Genomic DNA, 23,502 nt, shown 5'->3' on the forward strand with positions numbered 1-23,502 from the left:
ATCCATGCCGTCCGGATAACGACGCGGCGCCGGCACGCAAGCGCTCATGGCATCGCGTCTACGATGCGGCGGCCGTAACGGCGGCCGCGTCCGGCGCCTGGGCCGACATCGCGGCGACGAACTGTTCGCCGTCGCGGCGTCCCAGATCGTAGGCGTGCTGCATCTGGCCCGGGCTCGTGTAGTCCCAGCTCGAGATCGGCACCTTCACCGACGGCTGCACGTAGAGCCGCGTCTGGCCGCCCTGCGCGACCGAGAACATCTGCGGACGCGGATAGCGCCGCGTGACCATCACCAGCACCTTGCCCGGCGTCGGATCGAGCGCGCCCACCGGCACGTTGTCGACCATCCCACCGTCGAGCACGGGCCGCCCCGCGCGGCGCAGCACCGGCGTGAATGGCGGCGTGCAGGACGACTGCAGGATCAGGTCGGCCAGCTCGTCGACATCGGCGCAGGCCTGCGCCCGGACGAATTCGGGCCGGAAGCCGAGCGACTGACCCAGCGTCGGATGCAGCGTCTTGCGGACGTATTTCTCGATGTTGTAGGCGACGAGGCCTGCGGCCACGGCGCTGCGCGCGCCGAGCCAGCGCGGCACGTGCGACACGCCGATGCGGATTTCCGGCGCGTCGGCCAGGCGCGTGAACGGCTCGCCGTAGATGTCGACGAGCGCCTGCCGATAGATCCGGTAGTGTGGAAACACCGGTTTGCCGCGCAGCAGGTTGCCCCAGTAGACGTTCTTCGGGTTGTTGCGCAGCGCTTCGAGGTAATAGCGCATCACCCACCGGGAATCGCGCGTATAGAGCATGCAGGCCGTGGCCGCGCCGGCCGAGATGCCAGTGATCACGCGCGGCCGGATGCCGAGCGCCGGCTGCGCAACGTCCCAGAAACCCGCCTGCCACCAGCAGCGGTTGCCGCCGCCGGCGAATACCACCTGATCGAACATCGCGGGCTCCCTAGTTGACCAATGCGTAGGTGGAGGTGGCGTGGACGGCCAGCTTGCCGTCCTCGTCCGTCACCTCGATTTCCCCGAACACGAGGTTGCGGCCCGTGCGCAGCACGCGCGCCGTGACGAGCAGGTCGCCGCATCGCACCGCGCGCATGAAGTTCGTGTTCAGCGACACCGTCGTCATCGGCCGGAATTCGCCGAGCTTCGCCGCGATGGCGGCCAGCATGGCCGTGTCGGCCGCGGCCATGAAGGCTTGGCCGCAGATCACGCCGCCCGAGTGCCGCAGCTCGCCGGAGAACGGCAGGCGCAGCGTCACGCCCTCGTCCGACACGGTGACGGGCGCAAGCCCGAGCGATTTCACCCACGGCGCGAGCAGCCGATCGAGCAGTTCCCGGATTGCGTCTTCGTCCATCGTGACCACCTTGGCAGCACCGCGCGACCGTCGCGCGGTGGATGTGGGCGTCATGATACCGGGAGCATGGCGCGGCCGGCAGTTCGCGGCCCGCGCCGGGCGCTAGAGGTAAGTCTCGACTTTTTGGAGAAAAAAGTGAGAAAGGGCTGGACAAGCCCCAAAGCCTCGTGCATAATCTTTCTTCTGTTGGGGGCGTTAGCTCAGTTGGTAGAGCAGCGGACTCTTAATCCGTAGGTCGAGTGTTCGAGTCACTCACGCCCCACCACTGAATTTAGCTGTAGGAAATCAAGCACTTACGAGAAATCGTGGTGCTTTTTTTTCGCCTATAGCCTGCGTGTGCAGGCGTCAAAAACTGGCTTTTGTCGGAATATCCCTACCAGGAAAACCGGCGTATTCAACGCTGGATCGTCAATCACCTGCCTCACCGGACTATCGCCAACTTGCGCGGCGCAGATTTCGCAAAGTACAGGGATGAACGTCGGTCGGCCGGTAGGGCGGAGAACACCAGACGACTCGAACTACAAGTCATCAGCCATTTTTTCGAGATTGCCCGGAAAGAATGGGGCATGGAGGCACTAACGAATCCCCTGAGGAGCATTCGGAAGCCCTCTGGGCCAAGCAAGGGATCGGCGCCCACGACCCGGCGAATTCGAGAAATTGCATTCTCTGCTTTCGGCCAGCGGTAACCCATGGGCGACGCCCGCCTTCGAACTAGCCGTCGAGACCAGCCTCCGCCAAGGCACGCTATTCAGCATCCGGTGGGAATAGATCGACATCGAGCATCGCATGATTCATTTTCCGCCCGAGGCCCGCGGGGCTGACAACAAAGGCGTCCCAGCCGCACTTCCACTATCTCGTCGGGCAATCAACATCTTCAGAGCACTGGCCGTGATCAGCGAAGACCAGAACGCAAGACTGGCTCGCTCGCAATCTGGGCCGGCAAACGCAGATTTCGCGCCGTTGAGCGGGCAGGTCTTCCGGACAACCGTGAACGCAGTGATTTGCGCCTGGAAGCGGACCATCAAAGCGGCAAGCCACGACATCCCAGATATCCGCCCCCCCTCCGGTGGCCCAACCTCCGACACGAGGCCGCATCCAGACTTTCCGAGATGAGCTTACACCTCATGGAAGTCGCTGCCATCACAGGTCACCGGAGCACGCAGATGCTGAAGAGATACACGCACCTAAGCTTGGATGACGAGAGGAACAGTCTCCTGTCGGCTCACGGCCCAAGCTGAGTTTAGAGCGGCGCAGCTGTGAGTTCGCGCCAACTTCCCCTGCCCAAGAAGCCGCGACTCCGATCTGAAATGCCGAGCCGTCATCCGAGATGCGGAGAGCGTTGCGCAGCATAAGCCGATACTTTGTAACGCATCTATCGGCACAATGCGTGCGCGGAGTATACTCATAAGCTATACATTTATAGAGCCTCGATAGAACCCAATCCCCACCATGAGCGGAGCCGAACACAAGACAGAGACGCTGAACCTTCGCGTTTCCCCACGGTTCAAGTCCGCTTTGCAGACGGCGGCGCGTCGTGAGCGACGCAGCATGGCGAACATGATTGAGTACCTCGTCCTCGCATATTGCGAAGAACACGACTTGGTCGCGAGCACGGATCAAGAAGGCAATGCGCAGCAACGAAAAACCCCTGACGAAGGGATCTAGATGATGAAGTTCGAGCCACTTATGGAAAACACGCCCGCAGTAATCGAAGACACGGCGAGAGACCTGTTCGGGAACGAAACGGCCGGACGCATCGCACCTGCTCCAAGCCCGCGCCCGTTAAACTGCTCAACGCCCCGCGCGGACTCTGAAGACGCACAATTGCGGCAGGTCGATTGGACCTTCGCGCACCGAAAATCCGCACCGAAAATCGAATCGATACATCCGTATCCGGCAAAATTTATCGGCGCTATTCCAGCGACCTTCCTTGAGCACCTGAAGATCCCTCAGGGCACTGCCGTAATGGACCCGTTTTGCGGCTCGGGCACCACTTTGGTGGAAGCGCAACGAGCAGGTTTCCCCTCTGTCGGCGTGGACTTGAACCCGATCGCATGTCTGATTTCTAGGGTGAAGACTTCTCCACTTGCGCCGGGATTCGTCGATGCTGTCGTGTCGGTAATCGACGCTGCACGCTCCGTGAAGGACGCGGAGACGCCTGATATCCCAAACGTCGATCATTGGTTCCAGAAAGACATTCAAGTTGCAGTCACAGCCATCGCCTCAACTATCGCAAAGCCGCAGTACACCATGTGGCTCGATCAGTTGCGTTTGACACTCTCCAGCATCTTGGTCCGCGTTTCAAATCAAGATAGCGATACACGCTACGCCGCGGTCGACAAAGGTGTTAATCGCGACGATGTGTTCGCCGCATTCTGCGCAGCGGCCAAAAAGCTTAACGAAGCGCTCGCGAGCCGAGACTGGTCACTAGCAGACAGCCAAGTAATCGAAGCAAACATCCTGGAAGTCCAGTCAAAACAGATTTCCCGACCGGTAGGACTTGTCGTTACGTCGCCTCCCTATCCGAATGCGTACGAGTACTGGCTGTATCACAAGTACAGAATGTGGTGGCTCGGATTCGATCCGATCGCCGTAAAGCAACACGAGATTGGTGCTCGCGCCCATTTCTTCAAAAAAAATCACCACACGGCTGAGCTTTTCGAAGAGCAGATGCGAACCACACTTTCGTTACTGGACAGCGTACTCGTTCCCGGTGGCTTTGCTTGCGTCGTGGTTGGTCGCTCTAAGATCCATGGTCGAGTAGTAGATAACGGCTCGATGATTTACGACCTTGGTCAAAGACTAGGCTTCGCTCCTGTTATGAAACTAGAGCGCCCAATCAATGCCAATCGGAAGTCGTTCAATCTCTCTCACGCAAACATCAAGACTGAATCAGTCTTGGTACTCAAAAAGAAATGAGCACGCTCCTACTCAACTGGCATCAATACAAGTACTACCCTTACGAGCAACAGCTAGCAGTTCGAGAGGTAAATAAGCTGCTGGCACCACGCAGCCTCCAGTCTACCGAGATAGGGATTCTCGTTGAAGAGCCGAACACGCCCGCACAGGCGAGTCGGCTGGTTTACGTCGCGTCTCAATCGCGAGGTGCCAACGGAACCCTTAAGCCAACTCAACAAGCCCTTCTAGAGCGAGTGAACGGCAACGGCCAGAACCGCCAGTCAACACGCTACTCAGTGCATGGTCTTCACGAGTACAAGGGAAAATTCAATCCCCAAGTTGCAAAAGCGTTGCTCAACATCTTTGGAGTCACTGCCGGTCACAATGTCCTCGACCCATTTTGCGGTAGCGGAACATCGCTGGTCGAAGCGGCACACCTAGGGATCAATGGACTCGGTACCGACATCAATCCTTTGGCCGTTTTCCTTGCAAACGCAAAGCTGAGGGCTTTGGCTACGCCCGCTGAATCGCTTCTCGTAGCCGCGCAAGAAGTAGCAAACGTAGTGCGTAAATCCCAAAAAATCGAACAGGAAGAGAGCTTACGCCGAGCGTACCTAGAAAATTGGTTTCCTGAAGACGTCCTACGAACGATTGAGCACTTAAGGCATGCCATCTCATTGGCCCCCGAGAACACCCGAGAAATTCTTCTCGTAATCGCTTCGAACTTGCTGCGAGATTACTCACAGCAGGAACCGAGCGACTTGAGAATCCGCCGGCGGAGCTCCCCGATGCCAGACATCGCATATCTTTCGGCCTTCGAAACCGCCGTCGCAAATTTCGCGAAGAAACTAGCAGACTCGCAAAATATCTTGGGGCTATTGAGCACCAGCGCGCATGCTCATTTACACGACTGCAGGTTGTCTCTCTCGGAAATGGAGAGCATTCCATCAGGAGGATTTGACGCAGCATTGACAAGCCCACCGTACGCGACCGCGCTGCCATATATTGATACGCAACGCTTGAGTTTGGTTTGGTTGGACATGCTTGCTCCCGCAGATATCCTATCTCTTGAAAGCCAACTGGTCGGAAGTCGAGAGATTCGTGGTCAAAGTAAGCAGGAACTCCTCGAAACACTCCTCCGTAACGATAGCGACCTTCCGCACAACGAAGCCAACTTGTGTATAGAGCTTCAGGAAGCGTTAAGCGAAAAAGACGGGTTCCGGCGGCAAGCTGTTCCTAGGCTGCTATACCGATACTTTGCCGGAATGGCTGATTCCTTTGCTTCCGTGCGGAAGGTCATGAAGCGGGGAGGCATGTATGGATTGATCGTGGGCGGCAATCATACAGTTCTAAGCGGGAAGCGATTCGATATCGATACACCAGCGCATCTGGCGAGCCTAGCGGTCTCACGAGGCTGGAATCATGTCGAAACGGTCGAGCTGCAGACGTACAAGCGATATGGCCTCCATGCCAAAAATGCCAGTACGACGGAAGCACTGGTCATCCTTGAGGCATGAAGGCAATGAAGGCTTACCAAGCGGGTGAAAGCCCGGGAGGTAGCCCACACGCCCCTCCATCGAGGGTGCTGCTATCTATAGCCTGTTGAAACAATGCTCGTGTTTGCACAGCGATGGATGATTGTGGGTCGAGGAACGTCAAGCCGAAAGAATCGGTTTCCGAACTCGGCCACTCCAGCAGGAAGAGATCGCCTTCGTTTGGCACACGCTGTCCTTGCTTGTTGAGCTCATTAGCGATTTTTTTCACTGCTGCGGGAAGCACCATTCTCAAGTCCCCGTGTCCCGTTTCGCCAACCATAAAACCGTACGCCATAACGTTCGTATTGGCCTCTCGCTCAACGACAAGCGTGTCGGAATAGTAGCGGAGGAACAGCCCGAATTCGGCACGGGGGCGTCCTGATTTTTCAAACACCCCGAATCGGAACGTTCGAATAACTGCAACAGGGATGCTAATGTTTGCAGTCCCGTCACCCCCACTAAAATGACGGGCGCTGTCCTTAGTAAGGCGCAGAATGAGACCGACGGACGGTTCCGGCAATTGCTGTCCCGACATCGCAGCCCAGCCTCTCGTAGGCTGCGTAGCACCAGGTTCGAAGAAGAGATACTCAGGAAATCCTGTGCGCCGCTCAACTGGCAGAAGGCCCAACTCGTCGGCCGTTGTGCTTGCTCCGTCGGGACCGACAGTGCTTAGAGGCTGGGCGGCAGTACCGGCCGCTTCACCGTTGCTGCCTTGATCGGGCGTAGCGTCAGTTCCCTCTTCGACCGCCGTAGGATCCGCTACGTCTGCCTGATCGACCTCCGCTTCTTCTTCAGCATCTGGCCACGGCGGAAGTTTGACGAGCTTCTGTCGTTTTGCTCGTCGGCTCGTGCCTAAGCTATCGCCCCCATTCAAACCTTGGCTGCGAGGGGGTCTCGCTTGAGCTAATAGTCCGAGCTCCAGCAGGCTGTCGATGTCTGCTTGAGAATGAATGATTGCCACGCCATCTTCTGGCGCAGCGTCAAACCATTTATCAATTGCAGTCCGTACCTGGATCAAAAGTTCGTGCGAATCTCCTTCACGTGTATCTATCGAAAGTGCTGCCTCGACATTGCTACCCGTAAGCCCCGACGCAGTGAAATTTGCTGAGCCAACGAACGAAGCCTCATGGCCGTCGGCTCGGGTCACGTGATAGACCTTAGGGTGAAAAAGCGCGTTTCCAAAGTTGACAACTGCAAGCCGGGCGTTCGATCTCGGAAGGCCCAATTTAAGCGCAAGCCTCGAAACGTCCGAGTGTAAGGTATCTCCTTCGTTCGACCCCAGCACAAGGTGAACTCGCAAGTCCTTCTCAATCGCACCTTTGAGGAAGGCGGAGATCGCACGAACTGCGTCGAATGTGAAATAGCCGGACTGTATCCGAAGCTCTGTTATGTCCTCCGCCAAGACTTGTTCAAACCAAATCGCCAGTGCCTGCCCGGCATCTTTGCTGCCCGTGTCGTGGTATCTCATTTTTTTGCTATGGCTTCGCCGTTGCTAATCGTGGTATGACAAGATGTTACACCACCAGTGAGGCGAAAGACGGCTACGCCGATGCAGACAAATATTTGCGAGCTCACTCAGAACGGAGCAGCGTTCATGCTCGCACGCTCAAGCCGTAAGAGCAGATCGGGACTGATATCGTCGCGACCATCGATAACGTAGCGACTTGTCATGCGCGGATCACGGCCTTTCGGCCTTTTGGACACGAGGCCAAGGGGCACAAATACCCTCTCGCATGGCATGCGCCGGGTGCTGGTAGCTATTGACAATCGCGACGGCAACGACACCAGGCCAACTTACGTCGGAACGGCACACGCTGGGCTTGGCTCGCTTCCGCATTTTCGTCAAGCTCGTCGTCGGTCACGTAGTAGCCCGCCTCGACGCTCGCCAGCGCCTGCGCCGCACGTACAGTTTGCCGTTCTAGTCGAGCTGCATCTCTTTCCGGCTCGGCATGGGAAGCATTAATGTTCATTGGCGATCCATCATTGTAAGGCCAACGCATAGAGTCCAACTTAGGTCAGAGCCAGCTGTTATCAGCCGTGGCCTTCGCGCGACACGGTATGCTCGTCAAATTCTTGGACTGCCCAGAGGACACTAGACACCCCTGCCCCTCACGCCGCGGCTTGTTCAAGGCCTCGGGACTCCGGCCGCCGAGATGACTATGGCGGCGGGTTCCATTATAGAAGACCTCAATGTAGTCGAAGACGTCGGCACACGCCATATCGCGAGTTTTATAGATGCGTTTGCGTATCCATTCCTTCTTCAGGCTGCTAAAAAAGGATTCCGCCACGGCGTTGACTGAGTGTCCCAGCAATTGCCGCGTCGACTCATCGAGGGCTTGAGCTGGTGTGCCTGACAGAAGCGACGCCATTCATCACTGCCGTACTGGCTCCCTTGGTCAGAATGGACCAACACGGATTGCTTCGGTTGGCGACGCACAACAGCCATCAACAGATCCGTAGGTCGAGTGTTCGAGTCACTCACGCCCCACCAAGCATTTTGAAGCCCGGTTAGCGAAAGCTGACCGGGCTTTTTGCTTTGCGGGCATCGCCGTTGATGGAGCACGGCCGCCCCGTCAGCCTCACCTCACCGCGCAAATCGCCTCGGCAACTCCTCAACCGGACCACCACCGGCCTCCGTCGAGAGCGTGCCCATCAAATGCGACATCAATTCGGCACCGCTCTGCACGCCATATTTCCGCATCAATCTCGCGCGATGGGCCTCCACGGTCCGCGGGCTGATATGGAGATGCTTGGCGATGTACTTGGTGCTTTTCGCCCGCACGATGAAATGCGCGATTTCCCGTTCCCGGGCCGTCAGGTCGACCGAAATGCGCCGGCTCGTCGAAATGTCCTCGCAAGTCCACACGGCCGTGGCGAACGGGTCGTCGCGATTGAGCGCGCGTCCGGCGACATGGCACCAGAACAGCGTGTTATCGATGCGCCGCATGATCCGCTCGTCGGAGTAGAAGTCGGTGTTGCGCAGCGCCACGATCATGCGTTGGCCATGCCGCCAGAATTCTTCCGGTGACGGATAGAGCGATTCGAGCGAGCGCCCCTTGAGCGCATCCCGGTCATAGCCAAACATGTTGCTGAACGCGAGGTTGTAGGTCTCGACAATCCGGCGTCTCGTCACCAGCAGGCCGATGGGCGCCATTTCGAACGCGAGCGTCAGGTCGTCCACCGATCGCCCGCTGTTCCAGTGCTCCGTCATGTTCCGCACATCGTTTCCGGCTGCCGGCGCAGCCAGCCACGGAGCGCGGTGCGGCATCGGATCGTCGTGGGTCTGAATCCAGCAAAAGAAGCCGCGCCGGCCCGAATCCGCGTCACCGCCGGCGTAAGCGGCCAAAGCCTGGACGAGACTGCACGGCATCGGTCTCGCGGACAGCGAACGGCTGAACGACGTGTGCCCATACACGGCGTCCGCCATGCGGCGGCCGAGCTGCGGGTCGTCTCGAAGCGCATGCACGTGGCGTCCTGCATTCTCTCGCTGGCGTGCCGATATCAGCGCAGCCAGTTCGCCGACGTTTCCGAGCACGAACACATGCAATTCGGAAGCGTGTGCACTGCGGCACATCACGTCGACAAAGTCGGCCACCGACCGGTCCGCCTCCACGGCGACGGAAGGCGGATTGACCCTTCTGATCTCGGTGAGCAAGGCATGAAACGCCTGCTCGAGAGGCCGAACCTCGCTCGATGAATCAATCTCAGGATTCCCGATTATTTCGGCCTGCGAGTCAGAATGCCTCGACTCATCGATTGCAAGCACAACGACCTTGACGTGCGAATCGATATACATGCCGATCACCTTGGCCGAGCGTTTGCGCGGCGGCGTATCGAGCGGCCGCGGCGCCGGTGGCGCCGCCTTCTCGCCGACGATCGAATTTCGGATCCGCGTGACCGTCGACCTGGAAATACCGGAAGCGAGCGCAATCTGCGCCACGCTCGGCTGCACGGCGACGCTTCCACCGCTCAGTACCTTCACGAGTCCAACGACCTGATCGTCGATCCTGCGTGGGGCCCCCGATCTCGGTGCATCGTACAGGCCTGGAATGCGGTCGCTGTTGAAACGCGCCAGCCACTTTCTTACGGTCCGTTCGCTGACGCCGTGCATGTCCGCCACGCGTGTGTTGTCTCCCGTCTCGACACACGCCAGCACGATTTTCGCCCTGATCGCAACGGCCGGTGCCGCCACCCGGCTTTGCGCGAGCTCTCTCAGTTCGCTCGATTCACGCTCCGTCAATGCGATCCGTGTTTTCGGTCGTCCTTTCATCGTCTCCTCTTTTTTGCTTTTAAGGCGCAACGCATGCCTGTCTTGCGGGGGGTATTTCGCTGTGAACTTGCGGACGGGTCTGGCAGGGCTGTTGAAATACGTCGGGTCGACGCGTGGGTGTCTTTTCAAAGAGCACCGCGTCGGCGTGGTTCGTCCATTTCACGATGGACTTCTGTCATTCGGGCGGCCCCGATGGGCAGCGGAGCCACGGCTCAAGTCGCGCCCGGCCACGGGCCGGCGTCGTGCCGGGCCGCCCGTGCAGTCGTCGGTTTGCGGCGTGCGCGAGCATGTCAGCCGCGGCGTCGGCTTCGGCCGCACCGCCGGCCTTCCTACTCGACCATGTCGGTTATCCGTGAGCCGGCACTCGCAACGCGCGAATCCGCTTCTCCGGGGCGCCGCTCGGGCAGTCGCCCTTCCGTGCGCTCGAGCACATCGTTCAGCCGGATACGACCGGGCGCGGGCGGTGATTGGCCGGCACGAAGTCGTTCAGCTTCTTCATTTTGATATCACCGAGGGATAGCTATCGGCTCCGCGTATCGCCGTGGCCTCAGGCTTGTCGGATCGCTCATTTCACTCAACACTTACTGAATTCGTCAGATAACCACTGCGAGAGATTGCGAACGACTTGTGGATATAGTCTAACGACTATTCCGATTTTGATGCACAAACAAAATGAATTAGATACAGATTTATTTATTCTCAACTAACTGATTCCAAAGAGTAATTTCAATTATTTTCAGGAACTTTCCGCCAAATTCATAAACTCGCCGCAATAGCGGATCACACGCCACAGATTACCTACGCTTCTGACGAAAAATGACATTTCGCCACTCGCATTTCATCTCGACGGGCAAAGACGCGCCGCCGCGCGGATATCACTTGCGCGAAATGTTTAATGTGTCGCGCCGGATGGCGCGATGCTTCCCGTCGCGGGAAATGGCCGAGCAGCAGACGCAACGCCGGCTCAACGCCGATAGCGTCGAGGCGATCGATGGTCAATGGTTTGCTGCGTTCGGTGCCGCGTGTGGCGCAGGAGCGCCGGGGCCGGCCCGGCGCGGTCATCCTCGATGGCCGCGCGTGACGAAGGCATGGACTTGCAGGTCATCAAACGAGTCGAGGCGAAGCCGCGCTTCGTGGCGCTCGCTCGTCGCCGGGTGGTCGAAGCTTCGCCCGCTTGAAACGGGCCGAACGACGGCCGCGCGCAGGAAAGCCTCTGGCGCGCCGTGCCGGCAACGCACACGCCGAGCTGGAGCCCGATCCGGGCCAGACGAGACAGACTCCCGTCCGGCGCCGGCAACGCGATCAAGCCGGCGCGTCCAGCCCCTGCGCCGCCCTCGCTAGCCGCGTCGCGACGGCGCCAGAACCCGCTTCGAACGCGCCACGAGCGGCACGATCGCCACCAGCGCGGCGACCGCCGCGATGGCGAACGGAGGCGCGCTGGTCGCGCCGGCCACCACGCCGCCCACCGGCCCGCCCAGCGCCAGCCCGAGATCCCATGCCGACGTCATCAGTCCCAACGCCGCGGTTCGCTCGTGCGAGGAAGCCGTCTCCGTCACGAGACTGGCGAGGCAGGGATAGAGCATCGACGCGCCGGCGCCGGCCAGCCCGGTGCAGATGAAGGCCGACCAGACGTCGGTGACGGCGAACAATCCGAACAGGCCAACCGCTTCGACGATGACCGCGAGGATCAGCACGGTGGGCGCGCCGAGCCGGTCCACCACGGGACTGCCGAGAAAGCGCGCGAGCATGAACGTGATGCCGAACACCGCCAGCGCGAATTCCTGGCCCGGCAGATGCAGCGCGAGAAAGCGCGGCACCAGGAACGCGGCGATCACGCCGTAACCGAAGCTGGCAAACGCCATCGAAGCCCCGGGCGCCCACGCCGCGCGCGGGAAGATCGCGCGGCGGCCGTCCTGGCTCGGCGGCGGCGCGGGGGTACGCGGGCTGCGCAGCAGGAGCAGCCACGCCACCACGGGCAGCACGCAGGCCACCACCCACACCGCCGTATATCCACGCAGGGCCAGTATCGCGGCGCCGAGGATCGGGCCGCCGGCCAGACCGGTCCACATCGACAGGCCGAAGTGGCCGGCAATCTTGCCGCGCCGCGCCGGGTCCGCGTTGGAGAGCACCCAGCCGATCGCCGCCGTGTACAGCGCGCCTTCGCCCAGGCCGAGGATCACGCGCGCGACGACCAGCGTCGGGATGTTGGTGGCGACCAGATGCGCCAGCCCGCCGATCGAGCCGAGAATCGAGCCCATCATGACCACGGGCCTGCCGCCGCGCTGATCGGCAAGGCGGCCGGCGACGGGCCGGATGACCATGCTGGCGAGCGACCCGATCGTCACCGCCAGCCCGGCCTCGATGGCGTTCGCCGCCATGTGCTCGCGAGCGTAGGTCGGAATGACCTGGATGGTCATGCCGATCGCGGTATATCCCAGGAAGCAGGCTGCCCACAATGCCCAGTAGGGAAACGCTACCGCCGCGGCGCCACCCGCATTGCCGGTGGATCGATTTGTCGTCTGTTTCACTGGTGAGCCTCCATTACCTTTTCGTCGCCGCGTCTGAGTGACAAGGTGCGTGGACGGCGTCCGCGAGTACTGATTGATCGCGATCTCCGTTCGACGCGCATCGGGATGCGTTTCGACCTACGAGACAGGGCCGGCTGTCAACGATCCCGCCGAGCGGGCCGAACGTACCGGGCGGGCCGTTTCCACGCCGGCAGCGCATTCAAGGTTCCTGCGCAAAGCGCGTCGCGCCGGCCACCGGAGCAAGCCATTCCAGCGAATGTTCGGTATGTATTTCGACCCGTGGCTGCAGCCCGTCCGGATTGTCCAGCGTTCCGGCTTTCACAATCACCTTGCCGGGCGCCGCGGCAATTTTCGCAAAGATCGGGGACCCGCAGTTACCGCAAAAATGGCGGTGTACCGGTTTTCCGCTACTTCCGGTGTCCATGAAGAGTTTGGTTTCACCGTTTTGTTCAAAATCCGTTTCCCTGATGGCCAGGTTGAACGAGAACGGACTGCCACTCAGTTTCTGACAATGCGTACAGTGGCAAATCGTAATGACGCGCGGCTCGCTTTTCAACACATAACGCACCGCGCCACACAAACATCCGCCTTGACGATCCGGCATGACGCCTCCTTCCCTTCATTGATGACGACCGCGCCAATCAGGCGTCGAATTATTTTCCTGATTGGCGCGGTCATTCGGCCATCGTTACCGCATGCGCCGAATTACCGGACTTCCGCGCTGCCCACCACCTTGGCGACCGGCTCGCCGTCCCGCTGAATGAATACGCACAGCAGCTTCATCGGCTTGTCGCCCAGCACGCGCGCGAAATGCTCGTCCTGGTCGGTAACCAGATAGGACATGCCGGGCGTGAACCGTTGATCCGGCTTGCCCTTGGTGACGAGATCGAATTCACCCTCGAGAACGTAGGTGATCTCGAGGCCCGGGTGAATGTGCGGCGACGCGCTGGTGCCGGCCGGCAGGTTGATGACGTTGACGCTGACGGTGTAATCCTTCGGGAAGCTGGTTTTTTGCAGCACCGTGCGCTTGATGCCCCCCTGTACATAGGAGGACCCCACCGCCGCGGTCAGCGCAGCTTCTTCTTCTCTCGATTTAAGCTCTTCCATGCTGTTTCTCCGTGCTGGTTCAAAAAAGAAGTACCCACTCTCGACAACTACTCGCCACTATCGCGACAAGAATCTGTTTGATGCTTCAGGCATGACGTTCAGCCGACCGTGGATGTGCTCACGCGTGAAAACGGTGTATAGACCTCGCCGTAAGCTTGTGAAAAAGCCGGTAGATCCATGCAGGCGTCGGTGATTCCGGTGAGGGTCGGCCACGCGTCGAACGGCAGGCCCAGCCGACGTGCCGTGAAGACCTGGGGAACCAGCGCGATATCGGCCAGCGTCGGCTGGTCGCGATAACAGAATCGGCCGGTTTCCGGGCTTTTTTCCAGCAGCGCCTCAAACGCCCCGAAGCTTTCCCGGAACCAGTGATACCGCCACTCCCGGATGTCGGCATCGTCGTGCCGCAGCGTCTGTTTCAGATAATTCGCCACGCGCATCGACGTCACCGGATGCGTATCCGCCGCAATCAGCTGCGATAAGGCCCGCACCCTGGCCTGACCGAGCCGATCCTCGGGCAGCAGCGGCGGGTCCGGATAACGGGCGTCGAGGTATTCGATGATTGCCAGCGACTGGGTCAAAACCGTATCGGGCATTTCGAGCGACGGCAGCAGCCCCTGCGGATTGATCGCCAGATAACCCCGGGCGCGATGTTCTCCGCGCGAAAGATCGTGCGATCGCGTCTGGTACTGGACGCCCTTCAGATTGAGCGCAATCCGCACCCGAAACGACGCCGACGATTGCTGGAAGCCATGTAGCGTAAACATTGCGGTTCTCCTGCTGGAAGACTCAGGCAATCGCCGGCAAGGTGGTGGCCGGGCCGTCCGCCGCCGAGGGCGCGCGGTCGCTCTCGCCGGCCGGGCCGCGCGGATCGTCGTCGCGGGTAAGGGCCGCGATGGCGTCCAGCAGCTCGAGCACGCAGCGCTCGGCATCGAGTGTCTGTCGCGACGTGATTTGCGGGCGCGGCAGCGCATGCGTGTAGAAGTGCGGCCCCTCGACCAGAAAGCCGATCGCCCACAGGTTGCGGCGCACCTCGCCCGACGCGCCCACCGGATGCAGCGCCGCATCGATCTCGATGCCGCCGGGGTGGTAGTCGCCGTTCAGATAAGGGCGCACCAGGCCGCGCTTCACCAGGTTGTCGGTCAGCCGGGACGCGTCGGTCAACGGTGAATAGGCGTCGAGCCGCGCGATCACCAGCGCATCGGCATAGGTATGCTCGGTGTGATTGGCATAGGCGGCCTCGATCCGGAAGCTCGCGTGCGCATCGTCGGCGACGACGCGCGCACCGGGACCACCCGCGATGTCGATCAGGCCGGCCTCCTGCAACGCCAGGAATTCCACGTTGCGCTGTTTCGGCGGACCGAACGAGACGCGGTTGGTGGTCGCGTTGAAGTCCTCGACGAAGTATCGATGCGAATCCGGCGTCAGGCCGCCGTATTCCACCGCCACCCGCAGCGCTTCGCGCGTGTCGCGCAACACGTCGGTCGCCGCCTTGACCGGGCTGGAGAGGTTGCCCTTGAACGCCTCGTCCAGATCGTCCCGCAGCAGCTTGTCGAAGAACTCGCGGAACGCGCTGAACGAGTCGAAGCGCTGCCCCTTGAGCGGCCAGAGAATCGCGTCGATCGCACGCAGCTCATCCGGCGTCGGCTCGAAACCGTCGACGTCGATCTCGCGGCCTTCGAGCGCCGTGCGATAGGCGTAGGCCATCTCCTTGATCGCCAGCGGCATGACCTCGCGGCGGAAGTCGATCCGCGAATCGCCCGTCGCCAGCAGCGCCGCCCGTCGTTTGGCTTCGACCGCGTCCTTCGTGAAGAAGCGCGCGCGATGGCGCCCGGCGATGCCTTTCTGGTTCACGCCGCGCGCGGCGAACGGCAGGCAATTGCGGGAAAACAGCATGATGTGAGGCTCGAGCCCGGAGCGCAGGTAGCGCAGCCGGCCGTCTTCCTCGACATAACGCCCGCCGCGCCCCAGCGTGAGCGACGAGATCACGTCGTGCGCGGTCAGCCCGAAGCCCTGCACCGCGACCGTGGCGGCGGGCCAGATGGCGTCGAGCGTCTCGACCGGATAGGGCGACGCAAAATAGCCGAGGCGCGGGTTGTGTCCGAGATGGCGTTCGACGAACACGCTGAACGCCTGGTCTTCCGCAGTGGGTTTGCGTCGGCCATGGCCGGTGGTAAGGAACACGTAGTCGACGCTGCGCGTGTCGCCGCTCTCGGCGACCACATCGAAGCGGCCGTCACGCTCGACCAGATCGACGACCTGCACGCGCCGGTGCGTCACCTGGATGTTGTCCGGCAGGCCGGCCACCACGCGCTGATACACCCACGACAGGTACTCGCCGAGCAAGCTGCGCGGCAGATGGTCGGCCTGCGTGATCGCCACGCCGGCATCGTCGGGCGGATTGCGCACGAAGCGGTCGGCCACGCGCCGGTAGCCGCTCGCCTGCGCCCACTGCACGAGCGACAGGTCGTCGTCGCCGCCGGCCACGCTCGTCGGCGCGAACATGGTGACTTGCGACGCCACCGTGTTGATCAACAGATGATCGGGCTGGTCCGAGCGATGCACGCCCTGGCCGCCCTCTCCGCAATCGAAGACCTCGATCTGCAGCGACACGCGCTCCGACAGCCGGCCGGCATGCTCCAGCAGCCGTTCGAGAAGGGTCAGGCCGCGCGGCCCCATGCCGACGATGGCAATCTGAATCTGCTTCATGTCTGAGCTCCTCTCCGTCAGTTCACGACGGACACGGAATCCGATCCCTGCACCTCGGGGTCGGCGATGCGCGGCGCCGCGCGTGGCGGGACCGGCGGCCGATGCAGTTCGGCGATGTCGGTTTCGCCCGGCCAGGCCGGAAAGCGGGCAAGCACCGCCGGATCGTGTCCGGGGATGATGTGGTCCGGGCCATCGGCGAGGTGCTCGATGCGATGGTGCGCATCGAGCATGCGGGCCACGTCGTAGACGATGGGAAACGGCCGGCGTGAGCGCAGGTTGTCCCAGTAGTGCGCCGCGTCGCTCGCCAGCACGACCCACCCGCGGCCGGTCCGGACCCGGACCACCTGCAACCCGGCGGTATGGCCGCCCAGCAGGTGTACGCTGACGCCCGGCGCGATTTCCTTGTCCCCGTCCACGAAGCTCACGCGCCCCGCGTACAGGCGCTCGATGGTCTGCGCCACGTCGCTCGCCTCGAACGGCTTTCTCAACACCGCATGGCACATGCAGCGGCCGGTGCAGTAGGCCATCTCCGCCTCCTGCAGATGCAGCGTGGCGTTCGGAAACGCCGCGATGTTGCCGGCGTGGTCGTAATGCATGTGGGTGATGACGATGTCCTCGACGCTGCGCGCCTCGACGCCGAGCGTGCCCAGCAGGTCGAGCGGCGAGTGCAGATAGCGGCGCTTCCTGCGCACCGCCATCTCGGCGGTGAACCCCGTGTCGACCAGGATCGTGCGCCCGCCGCACCTGAGCAGCCAGGTATAGAAGTCGAGCGGCATTTCCACGCCGTCGTGCGGATCCTCGCCCAGGTAGTTCTCGTCGCTGGTTCGCCCCTCGTGCCTGGCATAACGCAGCGCGAACACTTCCCATTCGGGAGCGGCCGCCTCGCCGTTGCGGTCGCTCATTGCATCACCTCCAGCTCGTCGGGCAGCGTGCCGTTGCCGTGCGGCGCGGCGCCGGCCTGCATGACGGGAATCACGTGCGAGCGCGCGACCGGCTCCTGCTCGAAGAAGAAGCGCTCCTCGCCGAACGCGGGCACGAGATCGTCGAGCCAGCTCGCCCGCGGGTCGAACTTCGCATAGAACGGGCGACGTACCCAATCCGCGCGGCGCGCCTGCAGGAATTGCAGCGCGAACACCTTTTCTCCAGCGATATCGACGATCCCGTCGATCATGACCTTGCCCGGCATCGTGCTCATCGACGGCCCGCGCACCGTGCGCGCCAGCCCGCCGGTGAGCTGGTAGGCCGCCTGGAAGATCTCGTAGGCGCGCGCCAGCGGCAGCTTGAAGTAGTCGCTCGGTCCCGTGTCGCGTTCGACGAACATGTAGTACGGAATTGCACCCAGCCGCACGCCGGTGGTCCACAGCTGGGCCCAGCCCGCCGGGTCCTCGTTGATGTGGCGGATCAGCGGCGCCTGGATCCGCACGGTCGCGCCGGTCGCGATGATGCGGCGCACGGCACGCTGCGCGATCGGGTGCTGCAACTCGCGCGGATGGTTGTAGTGGCCCATGATCGCGAGGTTGCGCCCGGCCTTCACGACCTTTTCGAACACGCGCAGCAGATCGTCCGAGTCCTTGTCGCTGACGAAGCGCAGCGGCCAGTAGGCGACCGATTTCGTGCCGATGCGAATGTTCTGGATATGCGCGAGGTCCGGCGCCAGCAGCGGCTCGAGATATTCGGCCAGCGACTTCGCGCTCATCACGAGCGGATCGCCGCCGGTGATCAGCACGTCGGTCACGTCCGGATGCTGCCGCAAATAGGCCACGAGGTCGTCGGTGGCACGCGCGTCGAACTTCAGCTCGTCCATCCCCACGAACTGCGGCCACCGGAAACAGAACGTGCAATAGGCGTGGCAGGTCTGCCCGGCCGCCGGGAAAAACAGCACGGTCTCGCGATATTTGTGCTGCAGGCCCGACAGCGGCCGGCCGTCGAGATAGGGCACGTTGTGCGTCATCTGGCCCGCCGGATGCGGATTCATCCGCATCCGGATCGTGTGGACGACACGCTCGATCTCCGTGTCGGGAGCACCGGCCGAGATCAAGTCGCGCAAGGTCTCATACTCGTGCTCGCGCAGCATGTCGCGGTGCGGGAACGTCAGCCGGTATATCGGATCGTCGGGGATGTTGTCCCAGTCGATCAGCTCGTTCAATACATAGGGATTGACGCGGAACGGCATCACGCGGGAAACGACCTTGACCGCCTCCTGCAGGTCCGGCGAGAGCTTTGCCCATTGGGGCGAATCGACAATCGTATGTCGCGTGTACGGCTTGAATTTAGACAATTGGTCCAGGTTCATCTGAATTCCTCCGAAGCATGTGGCCGCACCGAATGAGTTTCCAATCTCGTTCGGACGTCGCTGATTACCGTGGAAGTGCAACGCAACGGACCGCATTGTCATTGAGGCTTTCAGTTCGAAACAGTCGTTAGATTACGTGAGGGTTTTCAGAAGTCCGCTCCATAATTTGCCTGCAATATTTTCGTTGTCCCGATTCATGACCTGGACGCAGAATTCATAGCCGGCAAGGGTTCTACGCGTAGCAGCAGGCACTTCAGTCGATAAAAAAATGAAATTGAATGCCGAGATTAGCGTGAATTCAGCGGGTCGATACCTGCTTTATTTTGATATTTGCTTCGCCATTTACCACTCGCCCGTATAATCAATTGATTTTGCAATTGATAACCACCGGCCACCCATGACCCTCACCTTCATGGATGTAATCGTCAATTGACAATACGAGGTAACAAGCGGAAGGCTGGTTTGGCAGATATCAACCCGACGACGCAGCGCAATGCGCACCGGTTGTGTCAACGTCAGATCGGGAACGGTTTCCGTAACGGAACGCTGAAGGGCCTGGAGGGACGCTGGACGGCCCGCCTGATTTGCCCGGAAACGGCATGAAGTTCAGGCAGCGACGGGGGCACGGACGTGCATCTGTTGTCATTTTTTTGCACTTGATCGCCGGAAACCGCTCAACTGGCGACGCGCCTCGGCCAGATGTCCCATCGGGATCGTTGTGCTCACAACGATCCCGGCAAGCTTCGTCAGACGCTGAACCGGTTCAGCGTATAAGCACGATACGCCGCGACGAACGCATCGAACGACCCGGCGTCCTTGCTTTCGATCTCGGCCTGCTCGGCGAGCGAGCGCTCGGCCTGCTCACGCGCCTCGGCCAGTGCCGCCGCGTCGAGCGGTCGTGCCCGGAAATACTCGGCGTGCGCCTCGCTATGCCGCCGCGCGAAACCGAGGAACGACTCGCCGCGCTCGCGCATCTCGCGCAGCACGCGCGCCGAAGGCGTCTTGTCGGCATCCTCGAGCTTCTCGCGCTGCGCCGCCACCGCGCGCGCATGCACGTCGTCGCCGCGGATCTCGTCGAGCACGCGCGCCGCCGCTTCGATCTTCGCGAACACGTCCTCGGCCCAGGCCCGCATCGTCACCGGCGCGCCGTCGCGCGTCAGCTCGAGTCCGGGCTTGCGGCCTTCCATCGTCACGCGGCCGAAGTTCGCGTTCGCCTCGCGGTACGCATCGCATTCGAGCTTCGCGCTGTCGTCGAGCGCGCAGACGAGCAGATAGGCATCCATGAAACGCGCGGTCTCGAGCGCGATCCCGGTCGGCTCGAACGGGTCGATGTCGAGGCAGCGCACCTCGATGTACTGCACGCCGCGCGAGGCCAGCGCATGCAGCGGCCGCTCGCCCGAATACGTCACGCGCTTGGGCCGGATCGTCGAGTAGAACTCGTTCTCGATCTGCAGCACGTTGGTGTTGAGCTGGATCCACTCGCCGTCGCGATGCGTGCCGATCGCCTCGTAGGCCGGATACGGCTCGCTGACGGCCTTCGACAGCGCGTCGAGATAGGCATCGAGCGAGTTGTAGTCGGCCACCAGCGCCGCCTGCGCGGTGGTGTTCGAGTAGCCGAGGTCGCTCATCCGCAGGCTCGTCGCGTAGGGCCGGTAGGACGTGTCGGCGTCGAACGCCTCGAGCGTGCTGTCGCGCCCGCGCAGGAACGCCGTGTCGAGCGCCGGCGACGCGCCGAACAGATACATCAGCAGCCAGCTGGTGCGGCGGAAATTGCGGATCAGCGCGAGATACCGTTCGGACTGGTAATCGACCAGCGACGCGGCCGATTGCGCATGCTCGTGCAGGCGCCGCCAGACGTCCTCGTGCAGCGAATAATTGTAGTGAATCCCCGCGATGCACTGCATCGTGCGGCCGTAGCGATAGGCGAGGCCGCGACGGTACACCGTCTTCAGCCGCCCGATGTTCGAGGTGCCGTAATCGGCGATCGGAATCTGGTCGTCGGCCGGCAGCTTGCCGGGCATCGATTCGTTCCACAGCATCTCGTCGCCGAGCGAGGCATAGACGAAGCGGTGCAGGTCGTCGAGACGGTCGAGCGTGATCGCGGCATCACGCTCGGCCGGCGTGATCAGCTCGATCAGCGACTCCGAATAGTCGGTGGTCAGCGAAGGATGCGTGAGCGCGGAACCGAGCGCGCGCGGATGCGGCGTCATCGCGATCATCCCGTCGCGCGACACGCGCAGGCTTTCCTTTTCGATGCCGCGCAGACCGTCAACCAGACGCTCGCGCGTCGGCCCATTGGCCAGGACGGCGAGACGTTGCTGCAGCAGGTCGGTGTGGCTGGAAGTCATCTTGTTCGACATGGATGCACAGGTGCAGGCATGGCGGCTCGCTGCCATACGCGCCGCCCGCCGGGATTGACGGTAGCGGGCACTTTAACATCTCGCCGTCACACTCGCTTGAGGCGCCTCCGGTTTGCGCCAAAGCCTTGCTGCGCGGGGCTTCCGGCCGGCTCAACCGCCGCGCGCGGCACCCAGCCGATCGGCGATTTCATTCCACAGATGCATGGCCGCGTAAGCGCGCCACGGGCGCCATGCGTCGCTGCGCAGGCGCTGGCTCGCCGGCCGCGTGAGCGCGGGATCGCGCGCCGCGATCGCCTGCATCAGCACCAGGTCGGTGGCTGGCCATGCATCGGCGTCGCGCCATGCGCGCATCGCGATGTATTCGACCGTCCACGGCCCGATGCCGGGCAGCGCGAGCAGCGCCGCGCGCCGCGTCGCGAGGTCGGCCGCCGTGCCGTCGATCGGCACCTCGCCGGCAGCGACGGCACGCGCGACACCTTGCAACGCGGCGATCCGCTTGCCCGGCATGCCGATGCCGTCGAGATTGGCGGCGGCCAGCGCGGCCGGCTCGGGAAAGCGCCAGCCGACGGCCGCATGCGGCGGCGTCGCGAGCGGCTCGCCGACGGCCCGCACCAATCGTCCGATGATCGTGGTGGCCGCCTTCACGCTGATCTGCTGGCCCACGATCGCGCGCACCACGAGCTCGAACGCGGACCACGCGCCCGGCACGCGCAGCCCCGGCGCGGCGGCGACGAGCGGGGCGAACCACGCGTCGCGCGACAGATGCGCGCCGAGCGCGAGCGGATCGGTTTCGACGTCGAGCATTGCCGACAGCCGTGCGACCAGCGCGGCGTCGGCATGCCGGGCGGCCTCGCCGTCGATCGTCGCGACGAGACAGCGCCGCCGCGGATGGCGGCGCACCGTCAGCACGCCGCTCGCGCCGCGATAGTCGATCGCGCGCAGATAGGCGCCGTCGGCCGCGGTCTCGACGCCCGGCGACGCCCGCCCGCCCAGAAAGCGCAGCACGCGCGGCCAGTCGTAGGGCGACTTGAACGGCAGCGCGATCTCGACGCGCGCGGCGGCGTCCGGGTCCGCGCCGGGGTTCGCCTCCGGTGCGTTTGCGTCGCGGCCGGCGGCCGGTGCCGCGCGCGTCATGCGGCGTCGTCGAGCGACAGCGCGGCCGGCTCGCCGGCCGCATGCCGCGCCTCGGCCGCGAGCAGCGCCGCCTTGCGCGCCGGCCCCCAGCGATAGCCGGACAGCGCGCCGCCCTTCTGCACGACGCGATGGCACGGGATCGCGAGTGCGACGGGATTGGACGCGCAGGCATTCGCCACGGCCCGCACCGCGCGCGGCGAGCCGACCGCCTCGGCGATCTGCGCATAGCTGCGCGTCTGGCCGTAGGGAATCTTCTGCAGTGCTTCCCATACGCGCTGCTGGAACGCCGTCGCGCTGATGTCGAGCGGCAGCGCCACCTGCTCGCTCGCGCCGCGCAGATAGGCATCGATCTGCGCGAGGAACGGCGCGAGCCGCTCGGGTGCCGCCACGCATTCGGCATTCGCGAATTCCGCCGTCAACGCGTCGACGAGCGACACAATCGCGTCGCCAAACGCAATCTGGCAGATGCCGCGCGCGGTGGCGCCGACCAGCACGTGGCCAAGCGGCGTCGGCGCGGTGGCGTACTCGATGCGCAGCCCCGCGCCCTTGCGGCGAAAATCGGACGGCGCCATGCCGAGTTCGCGCGGCACCGCCTCGTAGACGCGCGACGACGACTGATAACCGGCATCGACCGCCGCGCGCGTAACGGCCGCGCCGCTTTGCAGCGCATCGCGCAGCGCCGCACCGCGCCGCGCCGCCTGATATTGGCGCGGCGTCACGCCGACCACGCGCTTGAACAGCCGCTGCAGATGGAACGGGCTCACGTGGACCGCCGCGCTCAGTTCGGCCAGCGTCGCCCGATCGCTCGCGTCGAGTACCGCGCAGGCGCGCCGCACGATCTCGATCTCGCGCGGCTCGCGCTCGGGCTGGCAGCGCTTGCAGGGCCGGAACCCGCCCTCGCGCGCCGCAGCCGGCGCATCGAAGAACGCGACGTTCTCGCGGCGCGGCATGCGCGATGCACAGCTCGGACGGCAGAACACGCCGGTGGTCTTCACCGCGTAGAAAAACGCACCGTCCGCCTCGGTGTCGCGTGCGACGAGAGCGGCCCAGCGCGCTGCATCGGTCGAATACTCGGAGGAATGCATGATCGTCTCGCAAGAACAGTGGGAATGACTCGACTCTACGCGGCAGGCCGCGCGCCGCCTGCCGGAATCTTGCTCTGTGATTCGGGGCGCCCGCGCACGGCCGTGAGGGACACGATCGCCGCTATCCCGTCCTGATCGCGGTCATCCGTTAAGCGAAAGCTACACCCAATTCATCGGAATTTGCCGCAGCGCGTGATCGGGCCAAAACGGTGCGACAGAATGACTCTTTAA

17 protein-coding genes, 1 tRNA gene and 1 pseudogene are annotated in these 23,502 nt (G+C 62.7%); 4 read left to right on the forward strand and 15 right to left on the reverse strand.

The window, feature by feature from the left end; translation table 11 throughout:
• Positions 1-58 precede the first annotated feature (58 nt).
• Positions 59-940 carry a patatin-like phospholipase family protein gene (locus BpN12_RS33075; RefSeq protein ID WP_246796274.1) on the reverse strand — a complete coding sequence of 294 codons (882 nt, stop codon included), beginning with the start codon at positions 938-940 and terminating at the stop codon, positions 59-61.
• Between the two features lie 10 nt (positions 941-950).
• Positions 951-1,355 (reverse strand): PaaI family thioesterase, encoded by a 405-nt coding sequence (locus BpN12_RS33080; RefSeq protein ID WP_055139572.1) that lies wholly within the window; start codon positions 1,353-1,355, stop codon positions 951-953.
• A gap of 189 nt (positions 1,356-1,544) precedes the next feature.
• Between BpN12_RS33080 and BpN12_RS33085 the strand changes: the two genes are divergently transcribed.
• The 4 genes from BpN12_RS33085 to BpN12_RS33100 all read left to right on the forward strand — a co-directional run bounded on the left by BpN12_RS33085 (position 1,545) and on the right by BpN12_RS33100 (position 5,770).
• Positions 1,545-1,620, forward strand: a tRNA-Lys gene (locus tag BpN12_RS33085).
• A gap of 859 nt (positions 1,621-2,479) precedes the next feature.
• A complete protein-coding gene (locus tag BpN12_RS33090) occupies positions 2,480-2,593 on the forward strand; it encodes a hypothetical protein (RefSeq protein ID WP_246796275.1) in 114 nt (37 codons plus the stop codon).
• Between the two features lie 427 nt (positions 2,594-3,020).
• Entirely contained in the window at positions 3,021-4,274 is a 1,254-nt protein-coding gene (locus BpN12_RS33095) for a DNA methyltransferase (RefSeq protein WP_246796276.1), read from the forward strand.
• Positions 4,271-5,770, forward strand: a complete 1,500-nt coding sequence (locus BpN12_RS33100) for a TRM11 family SAM-dependent methyltransferase (RefSeq protein ID WP_246796277.1) — start codon at positions 4,271-4,273, stop codon at positions 5,768-5,770. Before BpN12_RS33095 ends, BpN12_RS33100 begins: the two co-directional genes overlap by 4 nt.
• A 13-nt stretch (positions 5,771-5,783) precedes the next feature.
• On the opposite strand, the gene BpN12_RS33105 is transcribed toward BpN12_RS33100, so the two are convergent.
• The 13 genes and pseudogenes from BpN12_RS33105 to ada all read right to left on the reverse strand — a co-directional run bounded on the left by BpN12_RS33105 (position 5,784) and on the right by ada (position 23,271).
• On the reverse strand, positions 5,784-7,256 hold the full coding sequence (locus BpN12_RS33105; RefSeq protein WP_246796278.1) for a phospholipase D family protein: 1,473 nt from the start codon (positions 7,254-7,256) through the stop codon (positions 5,784-5,786).
• 652 nt (positions 7,257-7,908) lie between these two features.
• Positions 7,909-8,240, reverse strand: a pseudogene (locus BpN12_RS33110) (IS3 family transposase); the annotation flags it as partial.
• Positions 8,241-8,372: 132 nt separating this feature from the next.
• Positions 8,373-10,058, reverse strand: a complete 1,686-nt coding sequence (locus tag BpN12_RS33115; protein ID WP_246796279.1) for a helix-turn-helix domain-containing protein — start codon at positions 10,056-10,058, stop codon at positions 8,373-8,375.
• Between the two features lie 1,337 nt (positions 10,059-11,395).
• A complete protein-coding gene (locus BpN12_RS33120) occupies positions 11,396-12,475 on the reverse strand; it encodes an MFS transporter (protein WP_246796280.1) in 1,080 nt (359 codons plus the stop codon).
• 310 nt (positions 12,476-12,785) lie between these two features.
• Complete coding sequence (locus BpN12_RS33125) at positions 12,786-13,190, reverse strand: GFA family protein (protein WP_246796281.1); 405 nt, start codon at positions 13,188-13,190, stop codon at positions 12,786-12,788.
• A 101-nt stretch (positions 13,191-13,291) separates the two neighbouring features.
• A complete protein-coding gene (locus tag BpN12_RS33130) occupies positions 13,292-13,693 on the reverse strand; it encodes a cupin domain-containing protein (protein ID WP_042626316.1) in 402 nt (133 codons plus the stop codon).
• 98 nt (positions 13,694-13,791) lie between these two features.
• A complete protein-coding gene (maiA, locus tag BpN12_RS33135) occupies positions 13,792-14,457 on the reverse strand; it encodes a maleylacetoacetate isomerase (protein ID WP_246796282.1) in 666 nt (221 codons plus the stop codon).
• Between the two features lie 22 nt (positions 14,458-14,479).
• Complete coding sequence (locus BpN12_RS33140; RefSeq protein WP_246796283.1) at positions 14,480-16,399, reverse strand: FAD/NAD(P)-binding protein; 1,920 nt, start codon at positions 16,397-16,399, stop codon at positions 14,480-14,482.
• A 17-nt stretch (positions 16,400-16,416) separates the two neighbouring features.
• Entirely contained in the window at positions 16,417-17,301 is an 885-nt protein-coding gene (locus BpN12_RS33145; protein WP_246796284.1) for an N-acyl homoserine lactonase family protein, read from the reverse strand.
• On the reverse strand, positions 17,298-18,692 hold the full coding sequence (locus BpN12_RS33150) for a KamA family radical SAM protein (protein WP_246796285.1): 1,395 nt from the start codon (positions 18,690-18,692) through the stop codon (positions 17,298-17,300). Before BpN12_RS33150 ends, BpN12_RS33145 begins: the two co-directional genes overlap by 4 nt.
• Before the next feature lie 746 nt (positions 18,693-19,438).
• Complete coding sequence (gene gshA, locus BpN12_RS33155) at positions 19,439-21,052, reverse strand: glutamate--cysteine ligase (protein ID WP_246796286.1); 1,614 nt, start codon at positions 21,050-21,052, stop codon at positions 19,439-19,441.
• Positions 21,053-21,202: 150 nt separating this feature from the next.
• Positions 21,203-22,186, reverse strand: a complete 984-nt coding sequence (locus BpN12_RS33160; protein WP_246796287.1) for a DNA-3-methyladenine glycosylase family protein — start codon at positions 22,184-22,186, stop codon at positions 21,203-21,205.
• Entirely contained in the window at positions 22,183-23,271 is a 1,089-nt protein-coding gene (gene ada, locus BpN12_RS33165; protein WP_246796288.1) for a bifunctional DNA-binding transcriptional regulator/O6-methylguanine-DNA methyltransferase Ada, read from the reverse strand. Before ada ends, BpN12_RS33160 begins: the two co-directional genes overlap by 4 nt.
• Positions 23,272-23,502: the final 231 nt, after the last annotated feature.

The organism is Burkholderia perseverans (assembly GCF_022870505.1).
GTDB classification, from domain to species: Bacteria; Pseudomonadota; Gammaproteobacteria; order Burkholderiales; family Burkholderiaceae; genus Burkholderia; species Burkholderia plantarii.